This window comes from Propionivibrio sp. (assembly GCF_047602565.1).
Taxonomy (GTDB): Bacteria; Pseudomonadota; Gammaproteobacteria; order Burkholderiales; family Rhodocyclaceae; genus Propionivibrio.
In genome coordinates, this window is the sequence record NZ_JASGGX010000001.1 from 259,686 (window position 1) to 285,286 (window position 25,601).

Here is a 25,601-nt window from a genome sequence, read left to right on the forward strand (position 1 = left end):
TTGCCTTATAGTAACCTATAAGTTACCATTCGGCGATGAAGATCCGGCTCGAAGAATATATCGGCGAAGACGGAGTCAATCCGTACCAGAGCTGGTTCAACGGGCTGGACGCACCGGCTGCGGCGAAGGTCGCCAGCGCCAAGATCCGGCTGCAGTTGGGGAATACGTCCAACGTCAAGTGGTTTAGAGGTATTGGCGAGTACGTGATCGACTGGGGACCGGGCTATCGCATCTATCTGGCCCGAGAGGGCGAAACGCTGATCATCCTGTTCGGTGGCAGCACCAAGAAAGGGCAGCAGAAAGCCATCGACCGGGCGGTAGCGTTGCACGAGGAATACAAGGCGAGAAAGAAGGCCCTCGCCGCAGCCAGGAAAGGGAAAAAGGCATGACGCTTACCCGTGATTTCAAGCAAACCATCGTCGAGCGCGTCGAACGCGACCCGGATTTCGCCAAGGCACTGCTGGACGAAGCGGCCACGCTCTTTCTTAGTGGCGAACCGGACGCGGCGCGCCTCATTCTCCGCGACCTCGTGAACGCGACGGTCGGCTTCGAGGGATTGGCGGAGCTGACACACAAGCCCAGCAAGAGCCTGCATCGCATGCTGTCCCCGAAAGGCAATCCGAGCATGGACAATCTGGCCACCATCTTCGGAGCGATCGGCAATCGGCTGAAGGTGGCGTTCGACGTGCGGCTCGTGGAAACGGCGTAAAGGCGTCAGCGTCGATCCTCCAAAAAGCAAAAAGCCGGGTCGCTGACCCGGCTTTCCCAACGGCGGTCAAAGCCGCAGATTCAGTCCTCCTCGCACTCCCCGTCGTGGATGTGCCCATGCGCGATCTCCTCGGCGCTCGCCGGGCGCACCGCGGTCACCGTGCAGGTGAACACCAGCGCCATGCCCGCCAGCGGGTGGTTGCCGTCGAGCACCACGCGGTCGTCGGCGATTTCCGTGACGCGATAGATCAGCGCCTCGTCGTCGTCTCCGCCTTCCGGCAGCCCCTCGAACTGCATGCCGACCTGCAGCTCCTTGGGGAAATCCTTGCGCGACTCGATCTGGATCAGGTCGGCGTCGTATTCGCCGAAGGCGTCGTCCGGCTGCATCTTGACCACGACGGTCTCGCCAACCTTTTTGCCCTGCAGCGCCTCCTCGATCATCGGGAAGATGTCGTCGTAGCCGCCGTGCAGGTAGACCAGCGGCTCCTTGCCCGCGTCGACGAGCTCGCCGTCCGGATCGGTGACGTTGTAGTCGAGGGTGACGACGGTGTTCTTGATGACTTGCATGTTCATGAATTGAGTTCCTTCGCCGTGCGCAGGACTTCCAGCGCGTGGCCCTTGGCGTTGACCCCGTACAGCACGAAGCGGAGCACGCCCTGTTTGTCGATAACGAAAGTCGAGCGGACGATGCCGTGCTTTTTCACGCCGTCAACTTCCTTCATTTGCCACACGCCGTACTGCTTGCAGACCTGCCCGTCGGCATCCGAGAGCAGCCTGACCGAAATGCCGTGCTTGTCGCGGAACTCGGCGTGCCGGATGCAATCGTCGCGGCTGATGCCGAGCACGACGCAGCCATGCCGCGAGAACTCATCTTCATGATCGGAAAAATCGGTGGCTTCCAGCGTGCAGGTCGGCGTGTCGTCTCTCGGGTAAAAGAAAAGGACGACGTGACGCTTGCCTCGATAGGCGGCAATGTCAACGGCATCCATATCCGCATCGGGGAGGACGAACATCGGTGCCGCTTCTCCTACTTTCAGCATGCTGCCTCCTCAAAGACCCAGGCTCGTCGCAGTGGTACGATCGAGTTGGCCGGATTGTACCAAGCTTCCCTGCCCGGCCACGCGTTAACACTACACTAGACAGCCGCCGCCGCACGACGCGCCGGCCGTCGAAGCCCCTTGATTTCCGAACGGAGAAGACATGCCCCTCACCTCCTCTACCCCGCGCGCATCCCTGCCGTTTCGCTGCCGTCTGCCGCACGCGGCGCTGGCCGCTTTTTCGCTGCTCGCCGCCGGCGCCGCCCTCGCCGAGCCGTTGACCGTCAACCTGTCGTCGGAGGCCAGCCGCCCGGCGGCGAACGACCTGATGCAGGCCACGCTGTCCGCCGAGGCGTCCGGCGCCACGCCGGCGGAGCTGTCCAGGCGGGTCAACCAGGCCGTCGCCGAGGCGCTGAAGCTGGCCAAGGCCTACCCGGCGATCAAGGTCCAGAGCGGCGGGACGAGCACCTACCCGGTCTATGCCAAGGGCGGCGCGATCGAGTCCTGGCGCATGCGCTCGGAGATTTCGCTCGAATCCGGCGACACGGCCAGCCTGTCGGAGCTGCTCGGGAAACTGCAGACGTCGCTGGCCGTTTCCAGCCTGCGCATGCTGCCCTCGCCGGAGACGCGGAGAACGGCCGAGAACGCCGCCATCCTCGACGCCATCGATCTGTTCAAGGCGCGCGCGAAGCTGGTGGCCGACGCGCAGGGCAAGAGCTACGGCATCCGGGAACTGTCGGTCAGCACGGGCGGGCATTTCGCGCCGCCGGTGCCGGTGCTGCGCGCCGCCAAGGCCATGTCCGCCGACGCCGCGCCGATGCCGATCGAGTCGGGCGAATCGCTGGTCAGCGTCTCGGTTTCGGGAAGGATAGAGATCGAGTAGGCGCCGGGCGGGAAGGCGGCGCGCGGAACGCTACTCTTTCTGCTTCACGCCGCCGCTTTCGGCCGGAGAGGCCGTCTTGCCGGGCATCTTCTCGGGAATCTGCACGAAGACTTCGTCCTGGCGGATCATGCCCAGCTCGAAACGCGCCCGTTCCTCGATCGCGTCATAGCCCTGCTTGAGGTCGCGCACTTCGGCGTCGAGGCCCGCGTTGCGCACCTCCAGCGTGCGGTTGCTTTCCTTTTGCTGCTCCAGTTGCCGGGCGACGTCCCACACCCGCAGCCAGCCGCCCTTGCCCAGCCAGAGCGGATACTGCAGCACTATGAGCAGGGCGATCAGGGCGGCGGAGAGCCAGCGCATCGGTTCGAAAAAAAGCGGAGGTCAGGGCGCGAGGCGCGGGAGCGCGGCCGCCCCCGGAACGTTTGCCTCGCCTTCGCCCCGGCTCTTTATCTGAGGTTGTAAAACGCGTCGAGCCCCGGATAGCCGGCCGTATCGCCGAGATCCTCCTCGATGCGCAGCAGCTGGTTGTACTTGGCGATGCGGTCCGAGCGGGAGAGCGATCCCGTCTTGATCTGCAGCGCGTTCATGCCCACGGCGATGTCCGCGATGGTGCTGTCCTCGGTCTCGCCCGAGCGGTGCGAGATCACCGCCGTATAGCCGGCGCGCTTGGCCATTTCGATCGCCGCGAAGGTCTCGGACAGCGTGCCGATCTGGTTGATCTTGATCAGGATCGAGTTGGCCACGCCCTTCTTGATGCCTTCCTTGAAGATGCGGGTGTTGGTCACGAAAACGTCGTCGCCGACGATCTGCACCTTGGCGCCGAGGCGGTCGGTCAGCAACTTCCAGCCGTCCCAGTCGCCCTCGGCCATGCCGTCCTCGATGGACACGATGGGGAACTGGTCGACCAGATTGGCCAGATAGTCGGCAAGCTGGTCCGAGCTCAGCTCCAGCCCCTCGCCCGCCAGGAAGTACTTGCCGTCCCGATAGAACTCGGAGGCGGCGCAGTCCAGGCCGATCAGCACGTCCTCGCCGGGGAAGTAGCCAGCCGCCTCGATCGCCTGCACGATCAACTGCAGCGCGTCGGCGTGGCTGGCGAGGCTGGGCGCGAAGCCGCCCTCGTCGCCGACCGCCGTGGAAAAGCCCTTCTGGTCGAGCAGCTTCTTCAGCGCGTGGAAGACCTCGGCGCCGCAGCGCAGCGCCTCACGGAAGGAGTTCTGGCTGACCGGCAGGATCATGAATTCCTGGAAGTCCAGGTTGTTGTTGGCGTGCTCGCCGCCGTTGACGATGTTCATCATCGGCACCGGCATCTGCATCGGCCCGGAACCGCCGAAGTAGCGGTACAGCGGCAGCCCCGACTCCTCCGCCGCCGCCTTGGCGACGGCCATCGACACAGCCAGCAGCGCGTTGGCGCCGAGCCGCGACTTGTTCTCGGTGCCGTCGAGCTGGATCAGCGTCTGGTCGATGAACGCCTGCTCCTGCGCGTCCAGCCCGATGATCGCCTCGGCGATCTCGGTATTGACGTTCTCCACGGCCTGGGTGACGCCCTTGCCGTTGTAGCGGGCCGCATCGCCGTCGCGCAGTTCGATGGCCTCGCGCGAGCCGGTGGAGGCGCCGGACGGCACCGCGGCGCGTCCCATCACGCCCGATTCCAGCAGCACGTCGCACTCGACGGTGGGGTTGCCGCGGGAATCGAGTATTTCGCGCGCGACGACATCGACGACTGAACTCATGATTTTTCCTTTTCGTCAGAGATGATCAAGCGACCGCGCCCGGGCAACGGGCGGCGATCAACGCATTTCCTCGAAACCGGCCCGCTTGACCGCGCGGTCGAGCTCCGCCAGCGTCGCCAGCAGGCTTTCCATGCGCTGCAGCGGCCAGCTGTTCGGCCCGTCGGACAGCGCCTTTTCCGGACGCGGGTGCGTTTCCATGAACAGGCCGGCGATGCCCACCGCCACCGCCGCGCGCGCCAGCACCGGCACGAACTCGCGCTGCCCGCCCGACGAGGCGCCCTGCCCGCCCGGCAGCTGCACGGAGTGGGTCGCGTCGAAGACGACCGGGCAGCCGGTCTCGCGCATGATCGCCAGGCCGCGCATGTCGGACACGAGGTTGTTGTAGCCGAACGAGGCGCCGCGCTCGCAGACCATCAGCGTGTCGGCGCCGCCGTTGGCCTCCCTGGCCTTGGCGACGACGTGCTTCATGTCGCTGGGCGCGAGGAACTGGCCCTTCTTGATGTTGACCGGCTTGCCGCTGGCCGCCACGGCATGGATGAAATCCGTCTGGCGGCAGAGGAAGGCCGGCGTCTGCAGTACGTCGGCCACGGCGGCGACCGCGCCGACCTCGGCTTCGGTATGCACGTCCGTGAGGATCGACACGCCGACCTGCCGGCGCACTTCGTCGAGCAGCTTCAGCCCGGCGTCGAGCCCCGGCCCGCGCGGCGATCCGCCCGAGCTGCGGTTGGCCTTGTCGTAGGAGGCTTTGAAAATGTAGGGAACGTTCAGCCGGGCGCAGATTTCCCGCATCGTCCCGGCCACTTCGACGCAGAGTTCGAGCGATTCGGCGGTGCACGGCCCGGCGATCAGAAACAGCGGCCGGTCCAGCCCGACCTCATGCCCGCACAGTTTCATGCCTTGCCCTGCCCGGCCTGTCCGGCGATCGCGGCATTGACGAAGGAGGTGAACAGCGGGTGCCCGTGGCGCGGCGAGGAGGTGAACTCGGGGTGGAACTGGCAGCCGACGAACCACGGATGCACGGCGCGCGGCAATTCGATCATCTCGCACAGGTCGGTGCCCGGCGCGCGCCCGGAGATTTGCAGGCCCTTGGCCTCCAGCTCGGAGAGCAGCACGTTGTTCACCTCGTAGCGATGGCGGTGGCGCTCGACGATTTCGGCCTTGCCGTAGATTTCGCGGGCCAGCGTGCCGTCCCGCAGCTTGCAGACCTGGCCGCCGAGGCGCATGGTGCCGCCGAGGTCGGAATGCTCGTCGCGCCGCTCGACCTTGCCGGAGACGACATCCTGCCATTCGGTGATCAGGCCGATCACCGGGAACGGCGAATTCTTGTCGAACTCGGTGCTGTGCGCCCCGTCCATGCCGGCCACGTCGCGCGCGTATTCGACGACGGCGAGCTGCATGCCGAGGCAGATGCCCAGGTACGGCACCTTGTTCTCGCGCGCGTAGCGCACCGCGGCGATCTTGCCCTCCGTGCCGCGCCGGCCGAAGCCGCCGGGCACCAGGATCGCGTCCATCCCCTTGAGCACGGCGCAGCCCTTGGTTTCGATCTCCTCCGAGTCGATGTAATGCACCTTGACCTTGCTGCGGGTGTAGATGCCGGCATGCACCAGCGCCTCGGTCAGCGACTTGTAGGATTCGGTCAAATCGACGTACTTGCCGACGAACGCCACGTTGACCTTGTGCTCCGGGTGTTCCAGTGCATGCACCAGGCTCTTCCAGACCGACAGATCGGCGGCGCGCGCCAGGATGTCGAGCTTGTGGCAGACGATCTCGTCGAGCATCTGGTCGTGCAGCATGGCCGGGATCTTGTAGATCGAATCGGCGTCCAGGCATTCGATGACCGCCTCGCGCTGCACGTTGCAGAACAGCCCGATCTTGGCCTTCTCGTCTTCGGGAATGGACCGGTCGGCGCGGCAGAGCAGGACGTCCGGCTGGATGCCGATTTCGCGCAGTTCCTTGACCGAATGCTGCGTCGGCTTGGTCTTGAGCTCGCCGGCGGTCGGGATGTAGGGCAGCAGCGTGAGGTGGATGTAGCAGGCGTTGCTGCGCCCCTCCTGCAGCCCCATCTGGCGGATCGCCTCCAGGAAGGGCAGCGACTCGATGTCGCCCACCGTGCCGCCGACCTCGATGATGGCCACGTCCGCGCCTTCGGCGCCGCGGCGGATGTGCGCCTTGATCTCGTCGGTGATGTGCGGGATGACCTGCACGGTCTTGCCGAGATACTCGCCGCGCCGCTCCTTCTTGATCACCGTCTCGTAGATCTGGCCGGTGGTGAAATTGTTGCGCTTGCCCATCTTGGCGCTGGTGAAGCGCTCGTAGTGCCCTAGGTCCAGGTCGGTCTCGGCGCCGTCCTCGGTGACGAACACTTCGCCGTGCTGGAACGGGCTCATCGTGCCGGGATCGACGTTGATGTAGGGATCGAGCTTGAGATGGGTGATCTTGATGCCGCGGGATTCGAGGATGGCACCCAGGGATGCAGCAGCGATGCCCTTGCCCAGGGAGGACACCACACCGCCGGTAACGAAGACGTATTTGGTCATTTGGAATGTATGCAGCGGGAAATGCGAATTGTAGCCCAAAACACGTGGACGCAATCAGTCCGCGCGCGGGCGGCGGCCTCCCGGACCCGGCGTAATCGTATAAGATTGGACCTTCACGGTATCCGCCTGCCGCCGCGGCGGGAATGAGATGAACAGCGAACGCCACTTTGCCCGACACAACAGAAAAACCGCGCTTGCGCTCGCCCTGGCGATCGGAATTCTCACCCTGACCACGGGAGGTTGCGGAAAGAAGGAAGGACAGCCGGCGCATGCGAACCACCCGGTGGTCAACGGCACCTTCCCCATGGCCGAACCCGCCCTATCCAACGCGGTCATCGCGGGAAACATCGCCGAAATCCAGAAGATCATCGACGCCGGGACCGACATCAACGCCAAGGATGCGCTGGACAGGACGCCGCTGCATCTGGCCGCCTTCTACGGACAGACGAAAATCATCGCCCTGCTCGTGGCGAATGGCGCCGAGATCGACGCCAAGGATCACACCGGGCTGACCCCGCTGCATGCGGCGGTGATCTCGGGCGGGCGGCAGAGCGTCCAGCTGCTGCTCGACCGGCAGGCCGACCTCCAGGCCAGGAACGAGGAAGGCCAGACCGCGCTGCATCTGGCGGCGGCGACCGGACAGCCCAAGCTGACGAAACTCCTGATCGAGCGCGGCGCCGAGCTGCAAAAGAAGGATTTCGACGGCAAGACGCCGGTGTACTACGCCAAGAAGAACTATCACCCGCAGACGACGGCCGTGCTGGAGCAGGCCGCCAGAAAGACATCCCCGGCGCCCGGCGCGGCGGCGGCCGCGTCCAAATAAGCGCTACATCGCCTCGCCGCCGCGGATCAGCCCGACGGCGATGCCTTCGATTTCCACGTGCCGCTCGCGCGTGTCGATGACGATCGGCGCGAAATCCGGGTTTTCGGCGACCAGTTCGACGATCGCGCCGTGCCGGCGGTAGCGCTTGACCGTCACGTCGTCCTCCATGCGCGCCACCACGATCTGGCCGTCGTGCGCCTCGCTGCTGCGGTGCACCGCCAGCAGATCGCCGTCGAAGATGCCGGCGTTGATCATCGACAGGCCGCGCACGCGCAGCAGGAAGTCGGCGCGCGGTTTGAACAGGCTGGCGTCCAGGGCGTAGCGCGCCTGCACGTTCTCCACCGCCAGGATCGGACTTCCCGCCGCGACGCTGCCGACCAGCGGCAGGCCGAGCTGCTCGACCAGGCGGATGCCCCGCGCCGAACCGGGTTCGAGCACGATGACGCCTTTCTTGGCCAGCGCCTTCAGGTGCTCCTCGGCCGCGTTGTGCGAGGCGAAGCCGAAGGCGCTGGCGATTTCCGCCCGCGTCGGCGGCGCGCCGAGGACTTCCAGCGAATTGCGGATGAAATCGAGAATTTCCCGCTGGCGCGGCGTCAGTTTTTCCATCACGGTCTCTCCGGACAAGATGGACTGTATTTTTATACAGCCTTGGCAAGAACGCAAGCGCCGGAATCCCGAACCACCGCGGTCCACTCCTCCCCCTTCAAAGGGGAGGTTAGGTGGGGGATGGGTTTGTGAGTCAGGAGCACCCACCCCATCCCCACCCTAACCCTCCCCTTGAAGGGGAGGGAAAAGAGGCCGTGCCGGAAGTCCGCTAGCGTATCCAGCCGCTGGCGAAATCCTCGATGGTGCGCGCCAGCTTGCGCGGGTCGTGGCGGATGTAGTCGGTTTCGCTGGTGAAATCGCGCTCGACGAGCTTGATGCCCTTGCGCAACAGCGCCGGCCCGTCGCGCAGGCGCACCGGCGCCTTGCCTTCCTGCTCGTACTTGCGGACCAGGCTGGCGCGCAGTTCCCCGTTGTTGACCAGCAGGTAGTCGATCGTCCCCTCGCCGAGATACTGTTCGAGCACGCGCACGAAGTCCTCCACGGCGAACCCGTCGGTTTCGCCGTGCTTGGTCATGATGTTGCACACGTAGATGATCTTCGCCGGCGAACTGCGCAGCGCGTCAACCATGCCGCCGCAGAGCAGGTTGGGCACGATGCTGGTGTAGAGATCGCCGGGCCCGACGATGACGTAGTCCGAATTCTCGATCGCCTCCTTGGCGCGCGGGTTGAGCTGGCCGCCGCCGAGCAGGAAGGCGTCGCGGATGGGCACGTTGCCGTCGTGCTTGGGCACGTCGATGTCCGTCTCGCCGAGAATCCGCTCCCCGTTTTCCAGCGTCACGCCCAGGCTCACGTTGTCCAGCGTCACCGGGATCACCTTGCCGTGCACGCTGAACATCTCGGACAGCTCCTCGATGCCGCGCTCGAAGTCGCCCATGATGTCGGTCAGCGCGGTGAGCAGCAGGTTGCCGATGGTGTGCCCGGCGATGCGCCGCCCTTCCTTGAAGCGGTACTCGAACAGCCGGCGCACGACTTCGGTGTCCTCGGCCAGCGCCACGATGGCCCGGCGCACGTCGCCGGGCGGCAGGATGCCGAATTCGTCGCGCAGCTCGCCGGTCGAGCCGCCCGAGTCGGCCACGGTGACGATGGCCGCCAGGTTCAGATGCCGGTTCTTGCCCAGGCCGGACAGGACGTTGAAGGTCCCGGTCCCGCCGCCGATGGTGGTGATGTTGCACTTCACTTCCGACGGTTGTTTTCCCATTGCCGTTCTCTTTCTGTCGTGAAGATTCAGGTAAACGCCGGCCGCGCGCTTCATCCCCCGATCATTTGCCGCCGGCGTCCGTTTCCATGCGCGCCGAGAATAGGCTGGCAGTCAGAATCATCGCACCACCGACCGTCTCGCGCCAACCGAAGGACTCGCCGGCCAGCAGCCAGGCCGACACCGCCGCGATCCCCACCTCCACCAGCATGATGACGATCGCCCGGTTGGCGGCCATGTTCGACAGCCCGTGCTGCACCACGACGTTGCCCGCGACGAGCACCAACCCGAGCAGCGCGAACAGCCCGGCCATCGTCCACGCATCGCCGGCGGCGACCGTGACCGGCGCGCCGAACCCGGCGCCGAGCAGCGCGCCGCCGACCGCGACGCCGCCGACGAAGGAGGCCATCGATTTCACCTCGACGGGAACGTTCCGCGCGAGGCGCGACAGGACGTTGAACAGGGCGAAGAGAAAGCCCGAGCCCAGGCCGAGCCAGTCCGCCGCGTCCTGCGGCAAGGGGATCGCCATGCCCGCCTCCCACAGCAGGACCGCGGCGCCCGACAGGGAGAGCAGCACGATGAACGCCCCGCAGCGGTTCAGCCGCTCGGCCAGCAGCACCCTGGACAGCAGCACCGTCCACAACGGCGCCAGATAGAACAGCAGCAGCACGCGGACCACTTCCCCGTTCAGCGTGGCGAGCACGTAGCCGAGATTGCAGCTGCCCGCGGCAGCGGCCAGCCACAGCAGCAGGACGCGCTCCGGCCGCGCCGGACGCCAGGACGACAGGCGGCGCCGGAACAGCCCGCATCCCAGGAGCAGCGCCACCGCGTAGGTCAGCGTCGACGCCAGGATGCCGTCCACCCCGGCGTCCCGCGCCACGCGGTAGGGATACCAGATCAGGCCCCAGACCAGCGCCCCGGTCAGCAGCGCCAGCACGGCGGTCGCCGCGCCGCGCTTCTCCGTTCCTGCCCCCGCCTCCCGCGTCTTTTCCCGTCCTGGACTCATGCTCCCGCCGCGCATCCGATAAGCCATTCGCGCCATGCTTCCTTTATAATCGCCTTCCCATCCCCGTTCCCAGCGCCGACAGTGAATCCCGATCTTCGCAAGCTGCAGACCTACCCGTTCGAAAAACTGCGCCAGTTGATGGCCGGCACCACGCCCAACCCGGACTTGAATGCCATCCGGCTGTACATCGGCGAACCCCAGCATGCGACGCCCGCGTTCATCAAGGAGGCCCTGATCGCCGGGCTGGACGGGCTGTCGAGCTATCCTAGCACGCTCGGACAGCCGGCCTTGCGGCAGGCCATCGCCGACTGGATGACGCGGCGCTACGCGCTCGACGGCATCGATCCGGAGACCGGGATCATCCCGGTCAACGGTTCGCGCGAAGCCCTGTTCTCCTTCGTGCAGGCGGTCGTCGACCCGAGCCGCGGCTACGTGCCGCTGGTGGTCAGCCCCAACCCGTTCTACCAGATCTACGAAGGCGGCGCCTACCTGGCCGGCGCCGACGTGCGCTTCCTCAACTCGCTGCGGGAAAACGATTTCGCCTTCGACTACGCCAGCCTCTCGGACGAGGAATGGCGGCGCGTGCAGCTGCTGATCGTCTGCTCGCCGGCCAACCCGACCGGCAAGGTGCTGGACCTGGACGACTGGAAAGAATTGTTCGCGCTCTCCGACAAATACGGCTTCGTCATCGCCTCCGACGAATGCTATTCGGAAATCTACTTCGACGAGGGCCGGCCGCCGCTCGGCGGCCTGCAGGCGGCTAGGCTGCTGGGCCGGAATTTCGACCGGCTGGTCATGCTCTCCAGCCTGTCCAAGCGTTCCAACGTGCCCGGCATGCGCTCCGGGTTCGTCGCCGGCGACGCCGCGATCCTCAAGGACTACCTGCTCTACCGCACCTACCACGGCAGCGCCATGAGCCCGGCCTTCCAGACCGCCAGCATCGCCGCGTGGCGGGACGAGGCGCACGTCGTCGACAACCGCGCGCAGTACCGCGCCAAGTTCGCCGCGGTCACGCCGCTGCTGCAGGACGTGCTCGGCACGTCGATGCCGGACGCCAGCTTCTACCTGTGGGCGAAGGTGCCGATGGCGGACACCGAGTTCGCCCGCCGCCTCGCCGCCGACCACAACGTCCACGTGCTGCCGGGCAGCTTCCTGGCGCGCCAGGCGCACGGCGTCAATCCCGGCGCCGGCCACGTGCGCATCGCGCTCGTCGCGCCGCTGGCCGAATGCCTCGAAGCCGCCCGCCGCATCCAACAGTTCGTCACCCACCTCTAGGAAAGTCAAATGCAGGAATTCCAACAGATCATCGAAGAAGCCTGGGAAGACCGCGCGTCGCTGCAGCCCGGCACCGCGCCCGCCAAGGTCGGCGAGGCCGTCGGCCAGGTGCTCGCCGGACTCGATGCCGGCACGCTGCGCGTCGCCGAGAAGACCGGCGACGAATGGATCACCCATCAATGGATCAAGAAGGCGGTCCTGCTCTCGTTCCGCCTGGAAGACAACGTGCTGCTCGACAACGGCCCGCTGCGCTACTTCGACAAGGTGCCGACCAAGTTCGCCAAGTACGACGCCGAGAAATTCCGGCGCGGCGGCTTCCGCGTGGTGCCGCCGGCCACCGCCCGGCGCGGCAGCTTCATCGGCAAGAACGTGGTGCTGATGCCCTCCTACGTCAACATCGGCGCCTACGTCGACGAAGGCACCATGGTCGACACCTGGGCCACCGTCGGCTCCTGCGCGCAGATCGGCAAGAACGTGCACCTCTCGGGCGGCGTCGGCATCGGCGGCGTGCTGGAACCGCTGCAGGCCAACCCGACGATCATCGAGGACAACTGCTTCATCGGCGCGCGCTCGGAAGTCGTCGAGGGCGTCATCGTCGGCGAGGGCTCGGTGATCTCGATGGGCGTCTACATCGGCCAGTCGACCAAGATCTTCGACCGCGAGACCGGCGAGGTCAGCTACGGCCGCATCCCGCCCGGCTCGGTGGTCGTGTCGGGCAACCTGCCGTCGAAGGACGGCAGCTACAGCCTCTACTGCGCGGTGATCGTCAAGAAAGTCGACGCCAAGACGCGCGCCAAGACGAGCATCAACGACCTCCTGCGCGGCGACTGACGGTTCCCGCGCTCCTCTCGGGCAAAAACATGCGGTGGAGATGACATGATCCTGGACAGACTCTTCCAACTGATGTCGGAAAAACAGGCTTCCGACCTCTTCATCTCCGCCGGCATTCCCATCCACATCAAGATCCAGGGCAGCACCATGCCGGTCAACCAGCAGGTGATGGATTCGGGAATGATCGAGAAGATCGCCTACGAACTGATGACGCCCGACCAGGCCAAGACGTTCGAGGCGACGATGGAAATGAATCTTTCCTTCGGCGTGCCGAACGTCGGCAACTTCCGCATCAACCTGTTCCGCCAGCGCGCCTCGATCTCGATCGTCGTGCGCTTCATCCTCGGCAACATCCCGGCGCTCGACACCCTGAACCTGCCGCCGGTGCTGGCCGACCTGGTCATGGAAAAGCGCGGCCTGATCCTGATCGTCGGCGCCACCGGCTCGGGCAAGTCGACCACCATCGCCTCGATGCTCGACTACCGCAACGCCAACCGCACCGGCCACATCCTGACCATCGAGGACCCGATCGAATTCCTGTTCAAGCACAAGAAGTCGATCGTCAACCAGCGCGAGCTCGGCATGGACACCCTGGGCTGGGAACACGCGCTCAAGAACGCCATGCGCCAGGCGCCCGACTGCATCCTGATCGGCGAGATCCGCGACAAGGAAACCATGCAGGCGGCCATCGCCTACGCCCAGACCGGGCACCTGTGCCTCGCCACGCTGCACGCCAACAACAGCTACCACGCGCTCAACCGCATCATCAACTTCTTCCCGCTGGAAAATCGCACGGCGCTGTACCTCGACCTCTCGGCCAGCCTCAAGGCCATCGTCTCGCAGCGCCTCGTCGCGCGGCCCGACGGGCGGCGCCTGCCGACCGCCGAAGTGCTGCTCAACACCCGCCACATCCAGGAACTGATCGAGCGCGGCGAAATCATCGCCGTCAAGGAAGCCATGGAACAAAGCCTGGCGCCGGGATCGCAGACCTTCGAACAGGATCTTTTCCGTCTCTACCACGAGGGAACGATCACGCTGGACGAAGCCCTGGCCAACGCCGATTCGCCGACCAACCTCTCCTGGCTGATCAACAACTCGGGCATCGACTCGGGCAAGAAAGAGGAAAAGAATTCCGAACCGCCCCTGGAATTCGGCGAGATCGACGGCAACGGTACCTCGTTCAGGGAATTCACCCTGAGCCTCGATGCCGCCCTGGAAGACGAGAACGCGCATGCCTGAAACGCCGGCCGATCCCGCGCTCGACCTCGCCGAACGGCTGATCGCCTGCCCGTCCGTCACGCCGGACCCGGGCGGCTGCCTGGCCATCGTCGAGGAACGCCTGCGGCGCATCGGCTTCACCACCGAATACATCGACCGGGGCGGCGTCACCAACCTGTGGGCGCGGCGCGGCGCCGGCCGGCCGCTGTTCTGCTTCGCCGGCCACGTCAACGTGGTCCCGCCCGGCCCGGCCGACCAATGGCGCAGCCTGCCCTTCGCACCGACCCGGCGCGACGGCTACCTCTTCGGACGCGGCGCGGCGGACATGAAAAGCTCGATCGCCGCCTTCATCGCCGCGGCCGAAGCCTTCGTCGCCGCGCGGCCGCACCACGCCGGCTCGATCGCCGTGCTGCTCACCTCCGACGAGGAAGGCGACGCCATCGACGGTACGGTGGCCGTGGTCGAGGCGCTGCGCCGGCGCGGCGAAGCCATGGACTACTGCCTGGTCGGCGAGCCGACCTCCGCCGCTCGCCTGGGCGACACGCTCAAGAACGGCCGGCGCGGCTCGCTGTCCGGCAAGCTGACCGTCAAGGGCGTGCAGGGACACATCGCCTACCCGCACCTCGCCCGGAACCCGATCCACCTCGCCGCGCCGGCCCTCGCCGAGCTGGCGGCCACCGTGTGGGACGAAGGCAACGCGCATTTCCCGCCGACCACCTGGCAGGTTTCCAACATCCACGGCGGCACCGGCGCCACCAACGTGATTCCCGGCCACGTCAACGTCCTGTTCAATTTCCGCTTCTCGACCGCCAGCACGCCGGAACAGCTGCAGTCCCGCGTGCACGCCCTTCTCGACCGGCACGGCCTGGACTACGAACTGGCCTGGACCCTCGGCGCCAAGCCCTTCCTGACCGGCGGCGGCGAACTGGTGGACGCCACCCGCCAGGCCATCCGCGACGAACTCGGCATCGACACCGAACTGTCGACCAGCGGCGGCACCTCCGACGGCCGCTTCCTCGCCGAAATCTGCCCGCAGGTGATCGAGCTCGGCCCGGTCAACGCCAGCATCCACAAGATCGACGAATGCGTCGAGATCGCCGCGCTCGCGCAGCTTTCGGCCGTCTACCGGCGCATCCTCGAACGACTGCTTCCGTAAACCTCCCGCCACCGCCAGCCACGTGACCAAAGACCTTTACGACCAAGCCCGGGAAGAACTGTCCACCCTGCGCGACCTGATGCGCTTCGCCGTCAGCCGCTTCAACGAGGCCTGCGTGTTCTTCGGCCACGGCACGGACAACGCCTGGGACGAAGCCGCCTACCTGCTCCTGCACAGCCTGCACCTGCCGGTGGATTCACTCGACCCGTACATGGACGCGCGCCTCACCGCCGCCGAGCGCGCCGCCGCGCTGGAGCTGATCCGGCGCCGCATCGCCGAACGCCTGCCGGCCGCCTATCTCACCCGCGAAGCCTGGCTCGGCGACTACCGCTTCTATGTTGACGAGCGCGTGATCGTGCCCCGCTCGCACATCGCCGAGCTGCTGCGCGAACAGCTGAGTCCGTGGGTCAACGACCCCTGGGCCGTCGGCCGCGTGCTCGACATGTGCACCGGCTCGGGGTGCCTGGCCATCCTCGCCGCCGAAGCCTTCCCCGAAGCCGCCGTCGACGCGGTCGACCTCTCGCCGGACGCGCTCGACGTCGCGCGCCTCAACGTCAAGGAGTACGGCCTCGAAGAGCGCGTCCGCCTGATCGAATCGGACGCCTTCGCCGCGATCCCCGGCGAGCGCTACGACGTGATCGTCTCCAACCCGCCCTACGTCAACGCCGAGTCGATGGCCGCGCTGCCCGCCGAATACCGGAGCGAACCGCAGCTCGCCCTCGCCAGCGGCGAGGACGGCCTCGATTTCGCGCGCGTCCTGCTCGCCGAAGCGGCCCGGCATCTCACCCCGGACGGCATCCTGATCGTCGAGATCGGCAACAACAAGGACGAACTCGAACGTGCATTCCCCCGCCTCTCCTTCGTCTGGCTCGACACCAGCGCCGGCGACCGCTTCGTGTTCATGCTGCGGCGCAAGGACCTGGGCTGAGTCAACGGCCGGACGGGCGGGTGCGCCACGAGGCCGGCTCGCAACGTCCATCATCTCCTCGCCGGTGACTTCGCACAGGTAATGGCCTTCGCCATCGTGATCGCCGGTGTGCGGTTCAGCGTGGCCTGAAGATTTCCGCGCTATCCCCGCAACGGACGCCTCGGTGGTATCTCCGGCCGCCCGCTGTAGCCGCGCGCGCCCGCATTTCAGGGCGTGAACAAGGAAAGACTGCAGGCGCCCAGCCATCGAGAACCTTCGTCAGACGACGATAAAAACCGGGATGACATCTTCCGCCATGCCCCAGGTTCCGGCCCCGGACCACGAGCAATATAGTTTACGTCATATTGCAAGGGCATTAAAAAATCATTAGAATCCATTCAGCATCTATCCATTGACTACCATACGTCATTGGTTAGGTTGATTTCGGTATTTAGGTATAGACACTGCACGATTCGCACTTCCTGCAGACCGGAACAGCTCATCCAGGTTTATATGCCAATAGTTATAGAGGATGAAGAAACGCATAAAAGCACAACGTATGCGCCAAAGCGGGTATTCGGTTCAATTCCAGCAAGCGTGGCCGGCAAGAGAATCAGCGGCAAAGCGACGCTTCACTATCACCAGTTGAAAAGTAGATGGATTTCGAGTTCTGAACGGAGGAGGAAGCACATGAAAATCCAACGAGGAAATATCGAAATTTCACCGACCCATTTGTACTAGTTCTAGCTTTCCTATCGGAGCAAATATGTATGAACACCATACTTTTCTTAGTGAAATTTTATCTCGTTATATGGATCGTAATTTACGTTCTTTTCTGGCTTTCTTTCCCAATAACAAAATCGGATTGTGAGCGGGTACGCAATGAGTTCAGAGGTCGTTCCTGGGGTTTATCGAAATTAGCATTCCTTATATTTAATGCACATGCAATCTTTCCAATTCGATCAATAACAATGGCTGTATTTGCCCTATTAATGCTGTATTTTCTTGGATGACATTACATGGAAGCGAATATTCAAAACATTCGATATAAGGGGTCGGAGACATTAATTTTTGACAATGAAATATTTAAATGTAACTGACCCATTTATACACAATCGAAACATCACCGACCCCTTTGTACGTACGGACTCTTCGTACGCTCTTTAAATCTCTTATTCCTCAACTCGGGAGGCGCTGTTGAAAACAATTTGGCTCATTTGGGGTTGCGGTTTGTTTTGCATTATTTATTTGATTGCCAGTGCAATTTATTTAATCTTGGTTAATAAATTCGATGGAAAGTCAACTCAGGTTAAGGTATGGATTAAGCATGAGAACAAATTCTCACCAATCGGCCTAGATAAATTTCAATTAACTACTTGGCGAATAACTCTGATCTCTCGATGGATTGGCGGCGGGCTTGGTGCTCTTTTCATTATTATTGAAATATTAATTATGTTATTTATGGGATAATAAATGTCAAATCCAATTGATGCTGGATTAAATGCTATTCAACTCATGACTGGACTAGAAGGCTCCTATAATGCGAGCACACCAGTTGCAATGGCGAATAGCCTTACTCAGTTGGCCGCTGGAGTTTCTTCTGCATTGGCATCTCCCTTAGTCTCTATTGAAACCAACGCTGCAGCGGCGTTATTAACTATAAGTACAATTCAAGGCGATTTGGAAAATGGAAGAGAAACGAATCTTGAAGATTGGTTAAATCTCGCTGGGAATATCATAGCTATTGGTGTTGCTGCTGCGATAACGTTTACCCCTGCGGGTAGGGCAGCAAGACTGATGATTTATGCGTCGAGGGTCATCGGAGCTGGTCAGGTCATTAATTGGAGTATTAATAAAGCTCATGCGGATGAGATCGACCCTGCCACCAACACCACCTATCTCTCCGGCCGCAATTGGCGACAAGTCGATCCTCTGGCCCTCGATCTTGACGGCGACGGCCTCGAAACCACCGGCATCGCCTCCACCAACACCACCCTCTTCGACCACGACGGCGACGGCGTGCGCACCGGCACCGGTTGGGTCAAGGGCGACGACGCCCTCCTCGTCCTCGACCGCAACGGCAACGGAATCATCGATTCCGGCCGCGAACTCTTCGGCGTCGATACCGTCCTTGCCAACGGCCAGAAAGCCGCCAACGGCTTCGCCGCCCTCGCCGACCTCGATTCCAACCACGACGGCCTCTTCTCCGCCGCCGACGACCAGTTCGCCCACGTCAAACTCTGGCGCGACCTCGACCAGGACGGCATTTCCGATACCGGCGAACTCGTCAGCCTCGCCGACGCCGGCATCGCCAGCATCAACCTCGCCAACACCGCCACCAATACCGGCCTCGCCGGCGGCAACACCCTGACCGCCACCGGCACCTACACCAAGACCGACGGCACCACCGGCACCGCCGGCAACCTCAACCTCGCCGACAATCCCTTCTACAGCGACTTCACCCAGGCCGTCCCCCTCTCCGACGCCGCCAAGGCCCTCCCCGGCATGCAGGGCTCCGGCATGGTCCGTGACCTGCGCGAAGCCGCCAGCCTCGATGCCCGCATCGTCTCCGACGTCAATGCCCTCGCCGGCCTCTCCCGCACCCAGATGCTGAGCGCCCTCGACAGCCTCATCGCCCATTGGGCCGGCACCTCGTCCATGAAGACTTCCATGGACGAGGCCGAAGGCCGCAACTTCCGCATCGCCTACCTGCCGCCGGGCCTGACCGCCGCCGACTACCGCGCGGACCCCGGCAACGACCACTTCAGCGATGCCGTCGCCACCTTCAACGCCAAGGCGGCCTACCTCCGCAACCTGATCGGCATCCTCGAAAAGTTCAACGGCACCCTCTTCGTCACCGTCGGCAACGACCGCGTCACCACCGGCGCCGGGGCGACGGTCAGCGTGAGCGCGGGAGCGGGGACCGGCTCGGGCGGCAGCGGCGGCATGACCGGCGCCGACATCGTGCCGTACGCTTTCGTCACCCTCAGCGCCGCCCAGGTCACCCTGCTCGAACAGAGCTACACCCAGCTCAAGGAATCCATCTACGCCGGCCTGGTGCTGGAAACGCGCCTGAAACCCTACCTCGACCAGATCAGCCTGACCATCGACCAAAACGGCATCCGGCTCGACTACAGCGCCATGACCGCCGCGCTCGACGCCCTCTATGCCACCGACCGCGTGCGCGCCTTCACCGACGCACTGGACCTCAACAGCTACGGCGCCACGCTCGGCTGGAATTCCGCACAGAAACTCGTCGCCTGGGCCAACGAGGCCAGGGCCAGCGGGCAGCTCGAAGCGCTCAAGGCCGGATTGGCGGCGGTGTTCGCAGGAAGCCCGGACGTCGTCCCCGAATTCAGGATCGGCACCGACGCGAACGACACGCTGAATGGCGGAGCAACGTCGGACATCATTTCCGCCGGGGCAGGCAACGACACGCTCAATGGAGGCAACGGCAACGACATCCTGGATGGCGGCGCCGGCAACGACGTGCTGTACGGCGGATTGGGTAACAACATCTACCTCTTCGGCAAGGGCGACGGACAGGACATCATTGGCACCAGCCACGACACCACGGCCGGCAAGCTCAACGTCCTGCAGTTCAAGGCCGGCGTGCTGCCAGCCGAGGTGACGGTGACACGCGTGGACAACGACCTGGTCCTCCGCGTGGCCGGCACGACCGACCGGATCACGGTGCAGTACTTCTTCTATGGCGACGACCCGGCCACGCCCTACAACTCGGTACAGCAGGTCCGCTTCGACGACGGCACCGTCTGGGACATCGCCACGCTCAAGGCCAAGGTTTTTGGGGGTACCGACGGCAACGACACCCTGCGCGGCACGATCGGGAACGACCTCCTTTCGGGCGGCTTGGGTAACGACACGATTAATGGTGCGGCAGGTGACGATAAATTGTTCGGCGGGGATGGCGCCGACACGTTGTACGGCGACAACGGCAACGACATCCTGGACGGCGGCGCCGGCAACGACGTGCTGTACGGCGGATTGGGCAACAACACCTACCTGTTCGGTAAGGGTGACGGACAGGACCTGATCACCGGTACCACCTACGACGCCACGGCCGGCAAGCTCAGTACCCTGCAGTTCAAGGCCGGCGTGCTGCCTTCGGAGGTCGTGATCCGCCAGGTCTACGACAACTATTGGGGCGGCAACCGTGCTCTGGAAATCTCCATCGCCGGCACCACCGACAAGGTGACGATCAGCGGCTTCTTCTACGCCGACGATCCGGGCGGCATCTACAACGGCGTCCAGCAGTTCAAGTTCGACGACGGCACCGTGTGGAAAATGACCGACATCCTGGCCAAGCTGTACGCCGGCACTGACGGCAACGACGTGGTGCGCGGCACGATCGCGGCCGAAACATTGAACGGCGGCTTGGGCAACGATACCCTCAACGGAGCGGCGGGCAACGATGTGCTACTTGGCGGCGACGGTGCCGACAGTCTGTATGGCGAGGCCGGCAACGACACCCTCAACGGGGGCCTCGGCAACGACATGCTGGACGGAGGCGTCGGCGACGATACGCTCGATGGCGGCACAGGAAACGACACCCTGACCGGTGGAGTGGGCAACAACCTCTACCTCTTCGGCAAGGGCGACGGGCAGGACCTGATCACCGGCACCACCTACGACGCCACAGCCGGCAAACTCAGTACCCTGCAGTTCAAGGCCGGCGTGCTGCCGTCGGAGGTCGTGATCCGCCAAGCTTACGACAACTATTGGGGCGCCAACCGCGCCCTGGAAGTCTCCATCGCCGGCACCGCCGACAAGGTGACGATCAGCGGTTTCTTCTACGCCGACGATCCGGGCAGCATCTACAACGGCGTCCAGCAACTCAGGTTCGACGATGGCACCGTGTGGAACATCGCCGACATCCTGGTTCGATTGTATGCCGGCACGGCCGGGGCCGATGTCCTGGCAGGCACGGTCGGGTCCGATACCCTGAGCGGCGGGGACGGCAACGACACTCTGTCAGGACGTGGCGGTAACGATGTGCTCTATGGCGGTGATGGCGCCGACAGTCTGTATGGCGAAGCCGGTAACGACACCCTCGATGGAGGCCTCGGCAACGACATGCTGGACGGAGGGGTCGGCGACGACCTTCTCGATGGCGGCGCAGGAAACGACACCCTGACCGGTGGAGTGGGTAACAACCTCTACCTCTTCGGCAAGGGCGATGGGCAGGATTTGATCACCGGCACCACCTACGACCCCGCGGCCGGCAAGCTCAGTACCTTGCAGTTCAAGGCCGGCGTGCTGCCGTCAGAGGTCGTGATCCGCCAAGCCTACGACAGCTATTGGGGCGCCAACCGCGCCTTGGAAGTCTCCATCGCCGGCACCTCCGACAAGGTGACGATCAGCGGCTTCTTTTACGCCGACGATCCGGGCGGCATCTACAACGGCGTCCAGCAACTCAGGTTCGACGACGGCACCGTGTGGAACATCGCCGACATCCTGGCTCGATTGTATGCCGGCACCGATGGCAACGACGTGGTGCGCGGCACGATCGCGGCCGAAACATTGAACGGCGGCTTGGGCAACGATACCCTCAACGGAGCGGCGGGCAACGATGTGCTACTTGGCGGCGACGGTGCCGACAGTCTGTATGGCGAGGCCGGTAACGACATCCTCAACGGAGGCCTCGGCAACGACTTGCTGGACGGAGGGGTCGGCGACGACCTTCTCGACGGTGGCATAGGAAACGACACCCTGACCGGCGGATTGGGCAACAACCTCTATCTCTTCGGCAAGGGCGACGGGCAGGACCTGATTACCGGCACTACCTACGACGCCACGGCCGGCAAGCTCAGCACCCTGCAGTTCAAGGCCGGTATCCTGCCCTCCGATATCGTGGTCCGCCAAACCTACGACAGCTATTGGGGCGCCAACCGCGCCTTGGAAGTCTCCCTCGCCGGCACTTCCGACAAAGTGACGATCAGCGGCTTCTTTTACGCCGACGATCCGGGCAGTATCTACAACGGCGTCCAGCAACTCAGGTTCGACGACGGTACCGTATGGAACATGGCCGACATCCTGGCCAAGCTGTACGCCGGCACTGACGGCAACGACGTGGTGCGCGGCACGATCGCGGCCGAAACGTTGAACGGTGGCCTGGGCAACGATACCCTCAACGGAGCGGCCGGTAATGATGTACTGCTCGGCGGCGACGGCAATGATGCCCTGTATGGCGAGACGGGTAACGACATTCTCAACGGGGGCCTTGGCAACGACATGCTGGATGGAGGCGTCGGTGACGACCTTCTCGACGGTGGCACAGGAAACGACACCCTGACCGGTGGAGTGGGCAACAACACCTATCTCTTCGGCAAGGGCGACGGACAGGACCTGATCACCGGCACCACCTACGACGCCACAGCCGGCAAGCTCAGCACTTTGCAGTTCAAGGCCGGTATCCTGCCCTCCGACATCGTGATCCGCCAAGCCTACGACAACTACTGGGGTGGCAACCGCGCCCTGGAAGTCTCCATCGCCGGTACTACCGACAAGGTGACGATCAGCGGCTTCTTCTACGCCGACGATCCGGGCAGCATCTACAACGGCGTACAACAGTTCAGGTTCGACGATGGCACCGTGTGGAATTTGGCCGGCATTCTGGCCCAGTTGTACGCTGGCACTGACGGCAACGACGTGGTGCGCGGCACAATCGCAGCCGAGACGTTGAACGGCGGCCTGGGCAACGATACCCTCAACGGAGCGGCCGGTAATGATGTACTGCTCGGCGGCGACGGCAATGATGCCCTGTATGGCGAGGCCGGTAACGACACTCTCAACGGAGGCCTCGGCAACGATATGCTGGATGGAGGCGTCGGCGACGATACGCTCGATGGAGGAACAGGGAACGACACCTTGACCGGCGGAGTGGGCAACAACACCTATCTCTTCGGCAAGGGTGACGGGCAGGACCTGATTACGGGTACCACCTACGACGCCACGGCCGGCAAGCTCAGCACTTTACAGTTCAAGGCCGGTATCCTGCCCTCCGACATCGTGCTCCGCCAGGCCTACGACAGCTATTGGGGCGGCAACCGCGCCTTGGAAGTCTCGATCGCCGGCACCGCCGACAAGGTGACGATCAGCGGTTTTTTCTACGCCGACGATCCGGGCAGCATTTACAACGGCGTACAACAGTTCAGGTTCGACGACGGTACCGTGTGGGATATGGCCGGCATCCTGGCTCAGTTGAATGCCGGTACGGATGAAGCCGATACCCTGACGGGCACAGTGGGGGCCGACGCCATCAACGGCGGGGCCGGCAATGACACCTTGAGCGGACGCGGCGGCAACGATGTACTCAATGGTGGCGACGGAAACGACATGCTGTACGGCGAAGCCGGCAACGATACGCTCAATGGCGGCGCCGGCAACGACATCCTGACCGGCGGAGCAGGCAACAATACCTACCTCTTTGGCAAGGGCGACGGACAGGATCTGATCACCGGCACCACCTACGACGCCACGGCCGGCAAGCTGAGCACCTTGCAGTTCAAGGCCGGCGTGCTGCCTTCGGAGATCGTGCTTCGCCAGGCCTACGACAGCTATTGGGGTGGCAATCGCGCCCTGGAAGTCTCGATCGCCGGAACGACAGACAGGATCACCATCAACGGTTTCTTCTATGAGGACAATCCGGGTAGCGTTTATAACGGCGTGCAGCAGTTCAAGTTCGACGACGGCACCGTGTGGGACATGGCTGGCATCCTGGCTCAGTTGAATGCCGGCACGGATGGAGCCGATACCCTGACGGGCACGGTGGGGATCGATACCATCAACGGCGGGGCCGGCAATGACACCTTGAGCGGACGCGGCGGCAACGATGTACTCAATGGTGGCGACGGAAACGACACGCTGTACGGCGAAGTCGGCAACGATACGCTCAATGGCGGCGCCGGCAACGACATCCTGACCGGCGGATCAGGCAACAATACCTACCTCTTTGGCAAGGGCGACGGGCAGGACCTGATTACCGGTACCACCTACGACGCCACGGCCGGCAAGCTCAGCACCTTGCAGTTCAAGGCCGGCGTGCTGCCCTCCGACATCGTGCTCCGTCAGGCCTACGACAACTACTGGGGTGGCAATCGCGCCCTGGAAGTCTCGATCGCCGGAACGACAGACAGGATCACCATCAACGGTTTCTTCTATGAGGACAATCCGGGTAGCGTTTATAACGGCGTGCAGCAGTTCAAGTTCGACGACGGCACCGTGTGGGACATGGCTGGCATTCTGGACCAGCTGTATGCCGGCACGGATGAAGCCGATACCCTGACGGGCACGGTGGGGATCGATACCATCAACGGCGGGGCCGGCAATGACACCTTGAGCGGACGCGGCGGCAACGATGTACTCAATGGTGGCGACGGAAACGACACGCTGTACGGCGAAGCCGGTAACGATACGCTCAATGGCGGCGCCGGCAACGACACCCTGACCGGCGGATCGGGCAACAATACTTACCTCTTCGGCAAGGGCGACGGACAGGATCTGATCACCGGCACCACCTACGACGCCACGGCCGGCAAGCTGAGCACCTTGCAGTTCAAGGCCGGCGTGCTGCCCTCCGACATCGTGCTCCGCCAAGCCTACGACAGCTATTGGGGCGGCAATCGCGCCCTGGAAGTCTCCATCGTCGGCACCACCGACAAGGTGACGATCAGCGGTTTCTTCTACGCCGACGATCCGGGCAGCATTTACAACGGCGTGCAGCAGTTCAAGTTCGACGACGGCACCGTCTGGGACATCACCACCCTCAAAGCCAAGGCTTTCGCGGGCACCGACGGCAACGACACGTTGCGCGGCACGATCGGGAACGATCTCTTTTCCGGCAGTCTGGGCAACGATACGATCGAGGGACTGGCCGGCAACGACATCCTGCAAGGCGGTGCGGGCAACGATACCCTGACCGACACGTCGGGGACGGCATTGTTCGACGGCGGCGCGGGGAGCGACACGCTCACCGGCGGCGCCTCCGCCGAGGTGTTCATCGGCGGTACCGGCAACGATACCTACACCACCGGCGCCGGCAACGACGTGATCTGCTTCAACAAGGGCGACGGGCAGGATACCTTCGCCGCCGGCGGCACCGGCGCCGATACCCTCTCGCTCGGCGGCAACTTTGCCTATGGCGATCTGGCCTTCGCCAAGTCGGCCAACGACCTCGTGCTCAAGCTGGGCGCGGACGACCGGATCACCTTCAAGGACTGGTACGCCGCCTCGCCGTCGAAGCCGGTGGTCAACCTGCAGGTGATCGCCGAGGCGATGGATGCCTTCGCGGCCGGCGGCAGCGATCCGCTGCTCGACCAGAAGGTGGAGACCTTCAACTTCGCCGGTCTGGTCGGGGCGTTCGATGCGGCGCGCACGGCCAATCCGGGACTCTCCGCCTGGGCGCTGACCAATGCCCTGACGCAGTTCCAACTGGCCGGGTCGGACACCGCCGCGCTGGGCGGCGACCTCGCCTACCAGTACGGCCGGAACGGTACCCTCGCCGGCCTCGGCCTCGCGGCCGCGCAGGGCGTCATCGGCGAGACCGGCTTCGGCACCCAGGCGCAGACGCTGCACGACCCGGCGTCCCTGCAGACCGGAACGGTGCGGCTGGGCTGATCCGCCACCCCCGCCCCGTGCCGAAACGCATCCTCCGCGGCACGGGGCGGGGTGAA

General features: G+C 64.1%; 20 protein-coding genes. 11 read left to right on the plus strand and 9 right to left on the minus strand.

Annotation, left to right across the window (positions count from 1 at the left end):
- The first annotated feature begins 35 nt into the window (after nt 1-35).
- Complete coding sequence (locus QM701_RS01195; protein WP_415165286.1) at nt 36-389, plus strand: type II toxin-antitoxin system RelE/ParE family toxin; 354 nt, start codon at nt 36-38, stop codon at nt 387-389.
- Complete coding sequence (locus QM701_RS01200; RefSeq protein ID WP_415165287.1) at nt 386-709, plus strand: DNA-binding protein; 324 nt, start codon at nt 386-388, stop codon at nt 707-709. The genes QM701_RS01195 and QM701_RS01200 overlap by 4 nt, the downstream gene beginning before the upstream one ends.
- 80 nt (nt 710-789) lie before the next feature.
- Here the strand turns inward: QM701_RS01200 and QM701_RS01205 are convergent, their stop codons facing one another.
- Entirely contained in the window at nt 790-1,281 is a 492-nt protein-coding gene (locus QM701_RS01205) for an FKBP-type peptidyl-prolyl cis-trans isomerase (protein ID WP_415165288.1), read from the minus strand.
- Nucleotides 1,278-1,748 carry a peroxiredoxin gene (locus tag QM701_RS01210; protein ID WP_415165289.1) on the minus strand — a complete coding sequence of 157 codons (471 nt, stop codon included), beginning with the start codon at nt 1,746-1,748 and terminating at the stop codon, nt 1,278-1,280. The genes QM701_RS01205 and QM701_RS01210 overlap by 4 nt, the downstream gene beginning before the upstream one ends.
- 160 nt (nt 1,749-1,908) lie before the next feature.
- On the opposite strand from QM701_RS01210, the gene QM701_RS01215 reads away from it, so the two are divergent.
- Nucleotides 1,909-2,628 carry an SIMPL domain-containing protein gene (locus QM701_RS01215; protein WP_415165290.1) on the plus strand — a complete coding sequence of 240 codons (720 nt, stop codon included), beginning with the start codon at nt 1,909-1,911 and terminating at the stop codon, nt 2,626-2,628.
- A 30-nt stretch (nt 2,629-2,658) separates the two neighbouring features.
- Here QM701_RS01215 and ftsB read toward each other — a convergent pair whose 3' ends face one another.
- From ftsB to QM701_RS01235, 4 genes are all read right to left on the minus strand, one after another.
- Nucleotides 2,659-2,985: a cell division protein FtsB gene (gene ftsB, locus QM701_RS01220; RefSeq protein WP_415165291.1), complete on the minus strand. Its 327-nt coding sequence runs from the start codon at nt 2,983-2,985 to the stop codon at nt 2,659-2,661.
- A gap of 86 nt (nt 2,986-3,071) precedes the next feature.
- Nucleotides 3,072-4,355 (minus strand): phosphopyruvate hydratase, encoded by a 1,284-nt coding sequence (gene eno / locus QM701_RS01225; RefSeq protein ID WP_415165292.1) that lies wholly within the window; start codon nt 4,353-4,355, stop codon nt 3,072-3,074.
- Between the two features lie 57 nt (nt 4,356-4,412).
- Complete coding sequence (kdsA, locus tag QM701_RS01230) at nt 4,413-5,249, minus strand: 3-deoxy-8-phosphooctulonate synthase (RefSeq protein WP_415165293.1); 837 nt, start codon at nt 5,247-5,249, stop codon at nt 4,413-4,415.
- Complete coding sequence (locus tag QM701_RS01235) at nt 5,246-6,892, minus strand: CTP synthase (RefSeq protein ID WP_415165294.1); 1,647 nt, start codon at nt 6,890-6,892, stop codon at nt 5,246-5,248. The genes kdsA and QM701_RS01235 overlap by 4 nt, the downstream gene beginning before the upstream one ends.
- Nucleotides 6,893-7,040: 148 nt before the next feature.
- Between QM701_RS01235 and QM701_RS01240 the strand changes: the two genes are divergently transcribed.
- Nucleotides 7,041-7,715, plus strand: a complete 675-nt coding sequence (locus tag QM701_RS01240) for an ankyrin repeat domain-containing protein (RefSeq protein ID WP_415165295.1) — start codon at nt 7,041-7,043, stop codon at nt 7,713-7,715.
- 3 nt (nt 7,716-7,718) lie between these two features.
- On the opposite strand, the gene lexA is transcribed toward QM701_RS01240, so the two are convergent.
- From lexA to QM701_RS01255, 3 genes are all read right to left on the minus strand, one after another.
- A complete protein-coding gene (gene lexA, locus QM701_RS01245) occupies nt 7,719-8,321 on the minus strand; it encodes a transcriptional repressor LexA (protein ID WP_415165296.1) in 603 nt (200 codons plus the stop codon).
- 208 nt (nt 8,322-8,529) lie between these two features.
- Nucleotides 8,530-9,519: a gluconeogenesis factor YvcK family protein gene (locus QM701_RS01250; RefSeq protein ID WP_415165297.1), complete on the minus strand. Its 990-nt coding sequence runs from the start codon at nt 9,517-9,519 to the stop codon at nt 8,530-8,532.
- A 61-nt stretch (nt 9,520-9,580) separates the two neighbouring features.
- Nucleotides 9,581-10,522, minus strand: a complete 942-nt coding sequence (locus QM701_RS01255; RefSeq protein ID WP_415165298.1) for a DMT family transporter — start codon at nt 10,520-10,522, stop codon at nt 9,581-9,583.
- An 81-nt stretch (nt 10,523-10,603) separates the two neighbouring features.
- Between QM701_RS01255 and dapC the strand changes: the two genes are divergently transcribed.
- From dapC to QM701_RS01290, 7 genes are all read left to right on the plus strand, one after another.
- The gene (dapC, locus tag QM701_RS01260; protein ID WP_415165299.1) at nt 10,604-11,797 is read left to right on the plus strand and encodes a succinyldiaminopimelate transaminase; all 1,194 of its coding nucleotides are present in this window, start codon (nt 10,604-10,606) and stop codon (nt 11,795-11,797) included.
- Nucleotides 11,798-11,806: 9 nt separating this feature from the next.
- Nucleotides 11,807-12,628, plus strand: coding sequence for a 2,3,4,5-tetrahydropyridine-2,6-dicarboxylate N-succinyltransferase (dapD, locus tag QM701_RS01265; protein ID WP_415165300.1), 822 nt, complete (start codon nt 11,807-11,809; stop codon nt 12,626-12,628).
- 45 nt (nt 12,629-12,673) lie between these two features.
- Nucleotides 12,674-13,867: a PilT/PilU family type 4a pilus ATPase gene (locus tag QM701_RS01270; RefSeq protein ID WP_415165301.1), complete on the plus strand. Its 1,194-nt coding sequence runs from the start codon at nt 12,674-12,676 to the stop codon at nt 13,865-13,867.
- Complete coding sequence (gene dapE, locus QM701_RS01275) at nt 13,860-15,002, plus strand: succinyl-diaminopimelate desuccinylase (RefSeq protein WP_415165302.1); 1,143 nt, start codon at nt 13,860-13,862, stop codon at nt 15,000-15,002. The genes QM701_RS01270 and dapE overlap by 8 nt, the downstream gene beginning before the upstream one ends.
- 22 nt (nt 15,003-15,024) lie before the next feature.
- A complete protein-coding gene (gene prmB / locus QM701_RS01280; protein ID WP_415165303.1) occupies nt 15,025-15,930 on the plus strand; it encodes a 50S ribosomal protein L3 N(5)-glutamine methyltransferase in 906 nt (301 codons plus the stop codon).
- 1,176 nt (nt 15,931-17,106) lie between these two features.
- Nucleotides 17,107-17,379: a hypothetical protein gene (locus QM701_RS01285; protein ID WP_415165304.1), complete on the plus strand. Its 273-nt coding sequence runs from the start codon at nt 17,107-17,109 to the stop codon at nt 17,377-17,379.
- 327 nt (nt 17,380-17,706) lie between these two features.
- Complete coding sequence (locus tag QM701_RS01290) at nt 17,707-25,545, plus strand: calcium-binding protein (RefSeq protein WP_415165305.1); 7,839 nt, start codon at nt 17,707-17,709, stop codon at nt 25,543-25,545.
- The last annotated feature ends 56 nt before the right edge of the window (nt 25,546-25,601 follow it).

What these genes read in the sequence shown, in the direction of transcription:
- QM701_RS01195 (WP_415165286.1), top strand. Translation starts at nt 36, where the DNA reads ATGAAGATCCGGCTCGAAGAATATATCGGCGAAGACGGAGTCAATCCG.
- QM701_RS01200 (WP_415165287.1), top strand. Translation starts at nt 386, where the DNA reads ATGACGCTTACCCGTGATTTCAAGCAAACCATCGTCGAGCGCGTCGAA.
- QM701_RS01205 (WP_415165288.1), bottom strand. Translation starts at nt 1,281, where the DNA reads ATGAACATGCAAGTCATCAAGAACACCGTCGTCACCCTCGACTACAAC.
- QM701_RS01210 (WP_415165289.1), bottom strand. Translation starts at nt 1,748, where the DNA reads ATGCTGAAAGTAGGAGAAGCGGCACCGATGTTCGTCCTCCCCGATGCG.
- QM701_RS01215 (WP_415165290.1), top strand. Translation starts at nt 1,909, where the DNA reads ATGCCCCTCACCTCCTCTACCCCGCGCGCATCCCTGCCGTTTCGCTGC.
- ftsB (WP_415165291.1), bottom strand. Translation starts at nt 2,985, where the DNA reads ATGCGCTGGCTCTCCGCCGCCCTGATCGCCCTGCTCATAGTGCTGCAG.
- eno (WP_415165292.1), bottom strand. Translation starts at nt 4,355, where the DNA reads ATGAGTTCAGTCGTCGATGTCGTCGCGCGCGAAATACTCGATTCCCGC.
- kdsA (WP_415165293.1), bottom strand. Translation starts at nt 5,249, where the DNA reads ATGAAACTGTGCGGGCATGAGGTCGGGCTGGACCGGCCGCTGTTTCTG.
- QM701_RS01235 (WP_415165294.1), bottom strand. Translation starts at nt 6,892, where the DNA reads ATGACCAAATACGTCTTCGTTACCGGCGGTGTGGTGTCCTCCCTGGGC.
- QM701_RS01240 (WP_415165295.1), top strand. Translation starts at nt 7,041, where the DNA reads ATGAACAGCGAACGCCACTTTGCCCGACACAACAGAAAAACCGCGCTT.
- lexA (WP_415165296.1), bottom strand. Translation starts at nt 8,321, where the DNA reads ATGGAAAAACTGACGCCGCGCCAGCGGGAAATTCTCGATTTCATCCGC.
- QM701_RS01250 (WP_415165297.1), bottom strand. Translation starts at nt 9,519, where the DNA reads ATGGGAAAACAACCGTCGGAAGTGAAGTGCAACATCACCACCATCGGC.
- QM701_RS01255 (WP_415165298.1), bottom strand. Translation starts at nt 10,522, where the DNA reads ATGAGTCCAGGACGGGAAAAGACGCGGGAGGCGGGGGCAGGAACGGAG.
- dapD (WP_415165300.1), top strand. Translation starts at nt 11,807, where the DNA reads ATGCAGGAATTCCAACAGATCATCGAAGAAGCCTGGGAAGACCGCGCG.
- QM701_RS01270 (WP_415165301.1), top strand. Translation starts at nt 12,674, where the DNA reads ATGATCCTGGACAGACTCTTCCAACTGATGTCGGAAAAACAGGCTTCC.
- dapE (WP_415165302.1), top strand. Translation starts at nt 13,860, where the DNA reads ATGCCTGAAACGCCGGCCGATCCCGCGCTCGACCTCGCCGAACGGCTG.
- QM701_RS01290 (WP_415165305.1), top strand. Translation starts at nt 17,707, where the DNA reads ATGATTTATGCGTCGAGGGTCATCGGAGCTGGTCAGGTCATTAATTGG.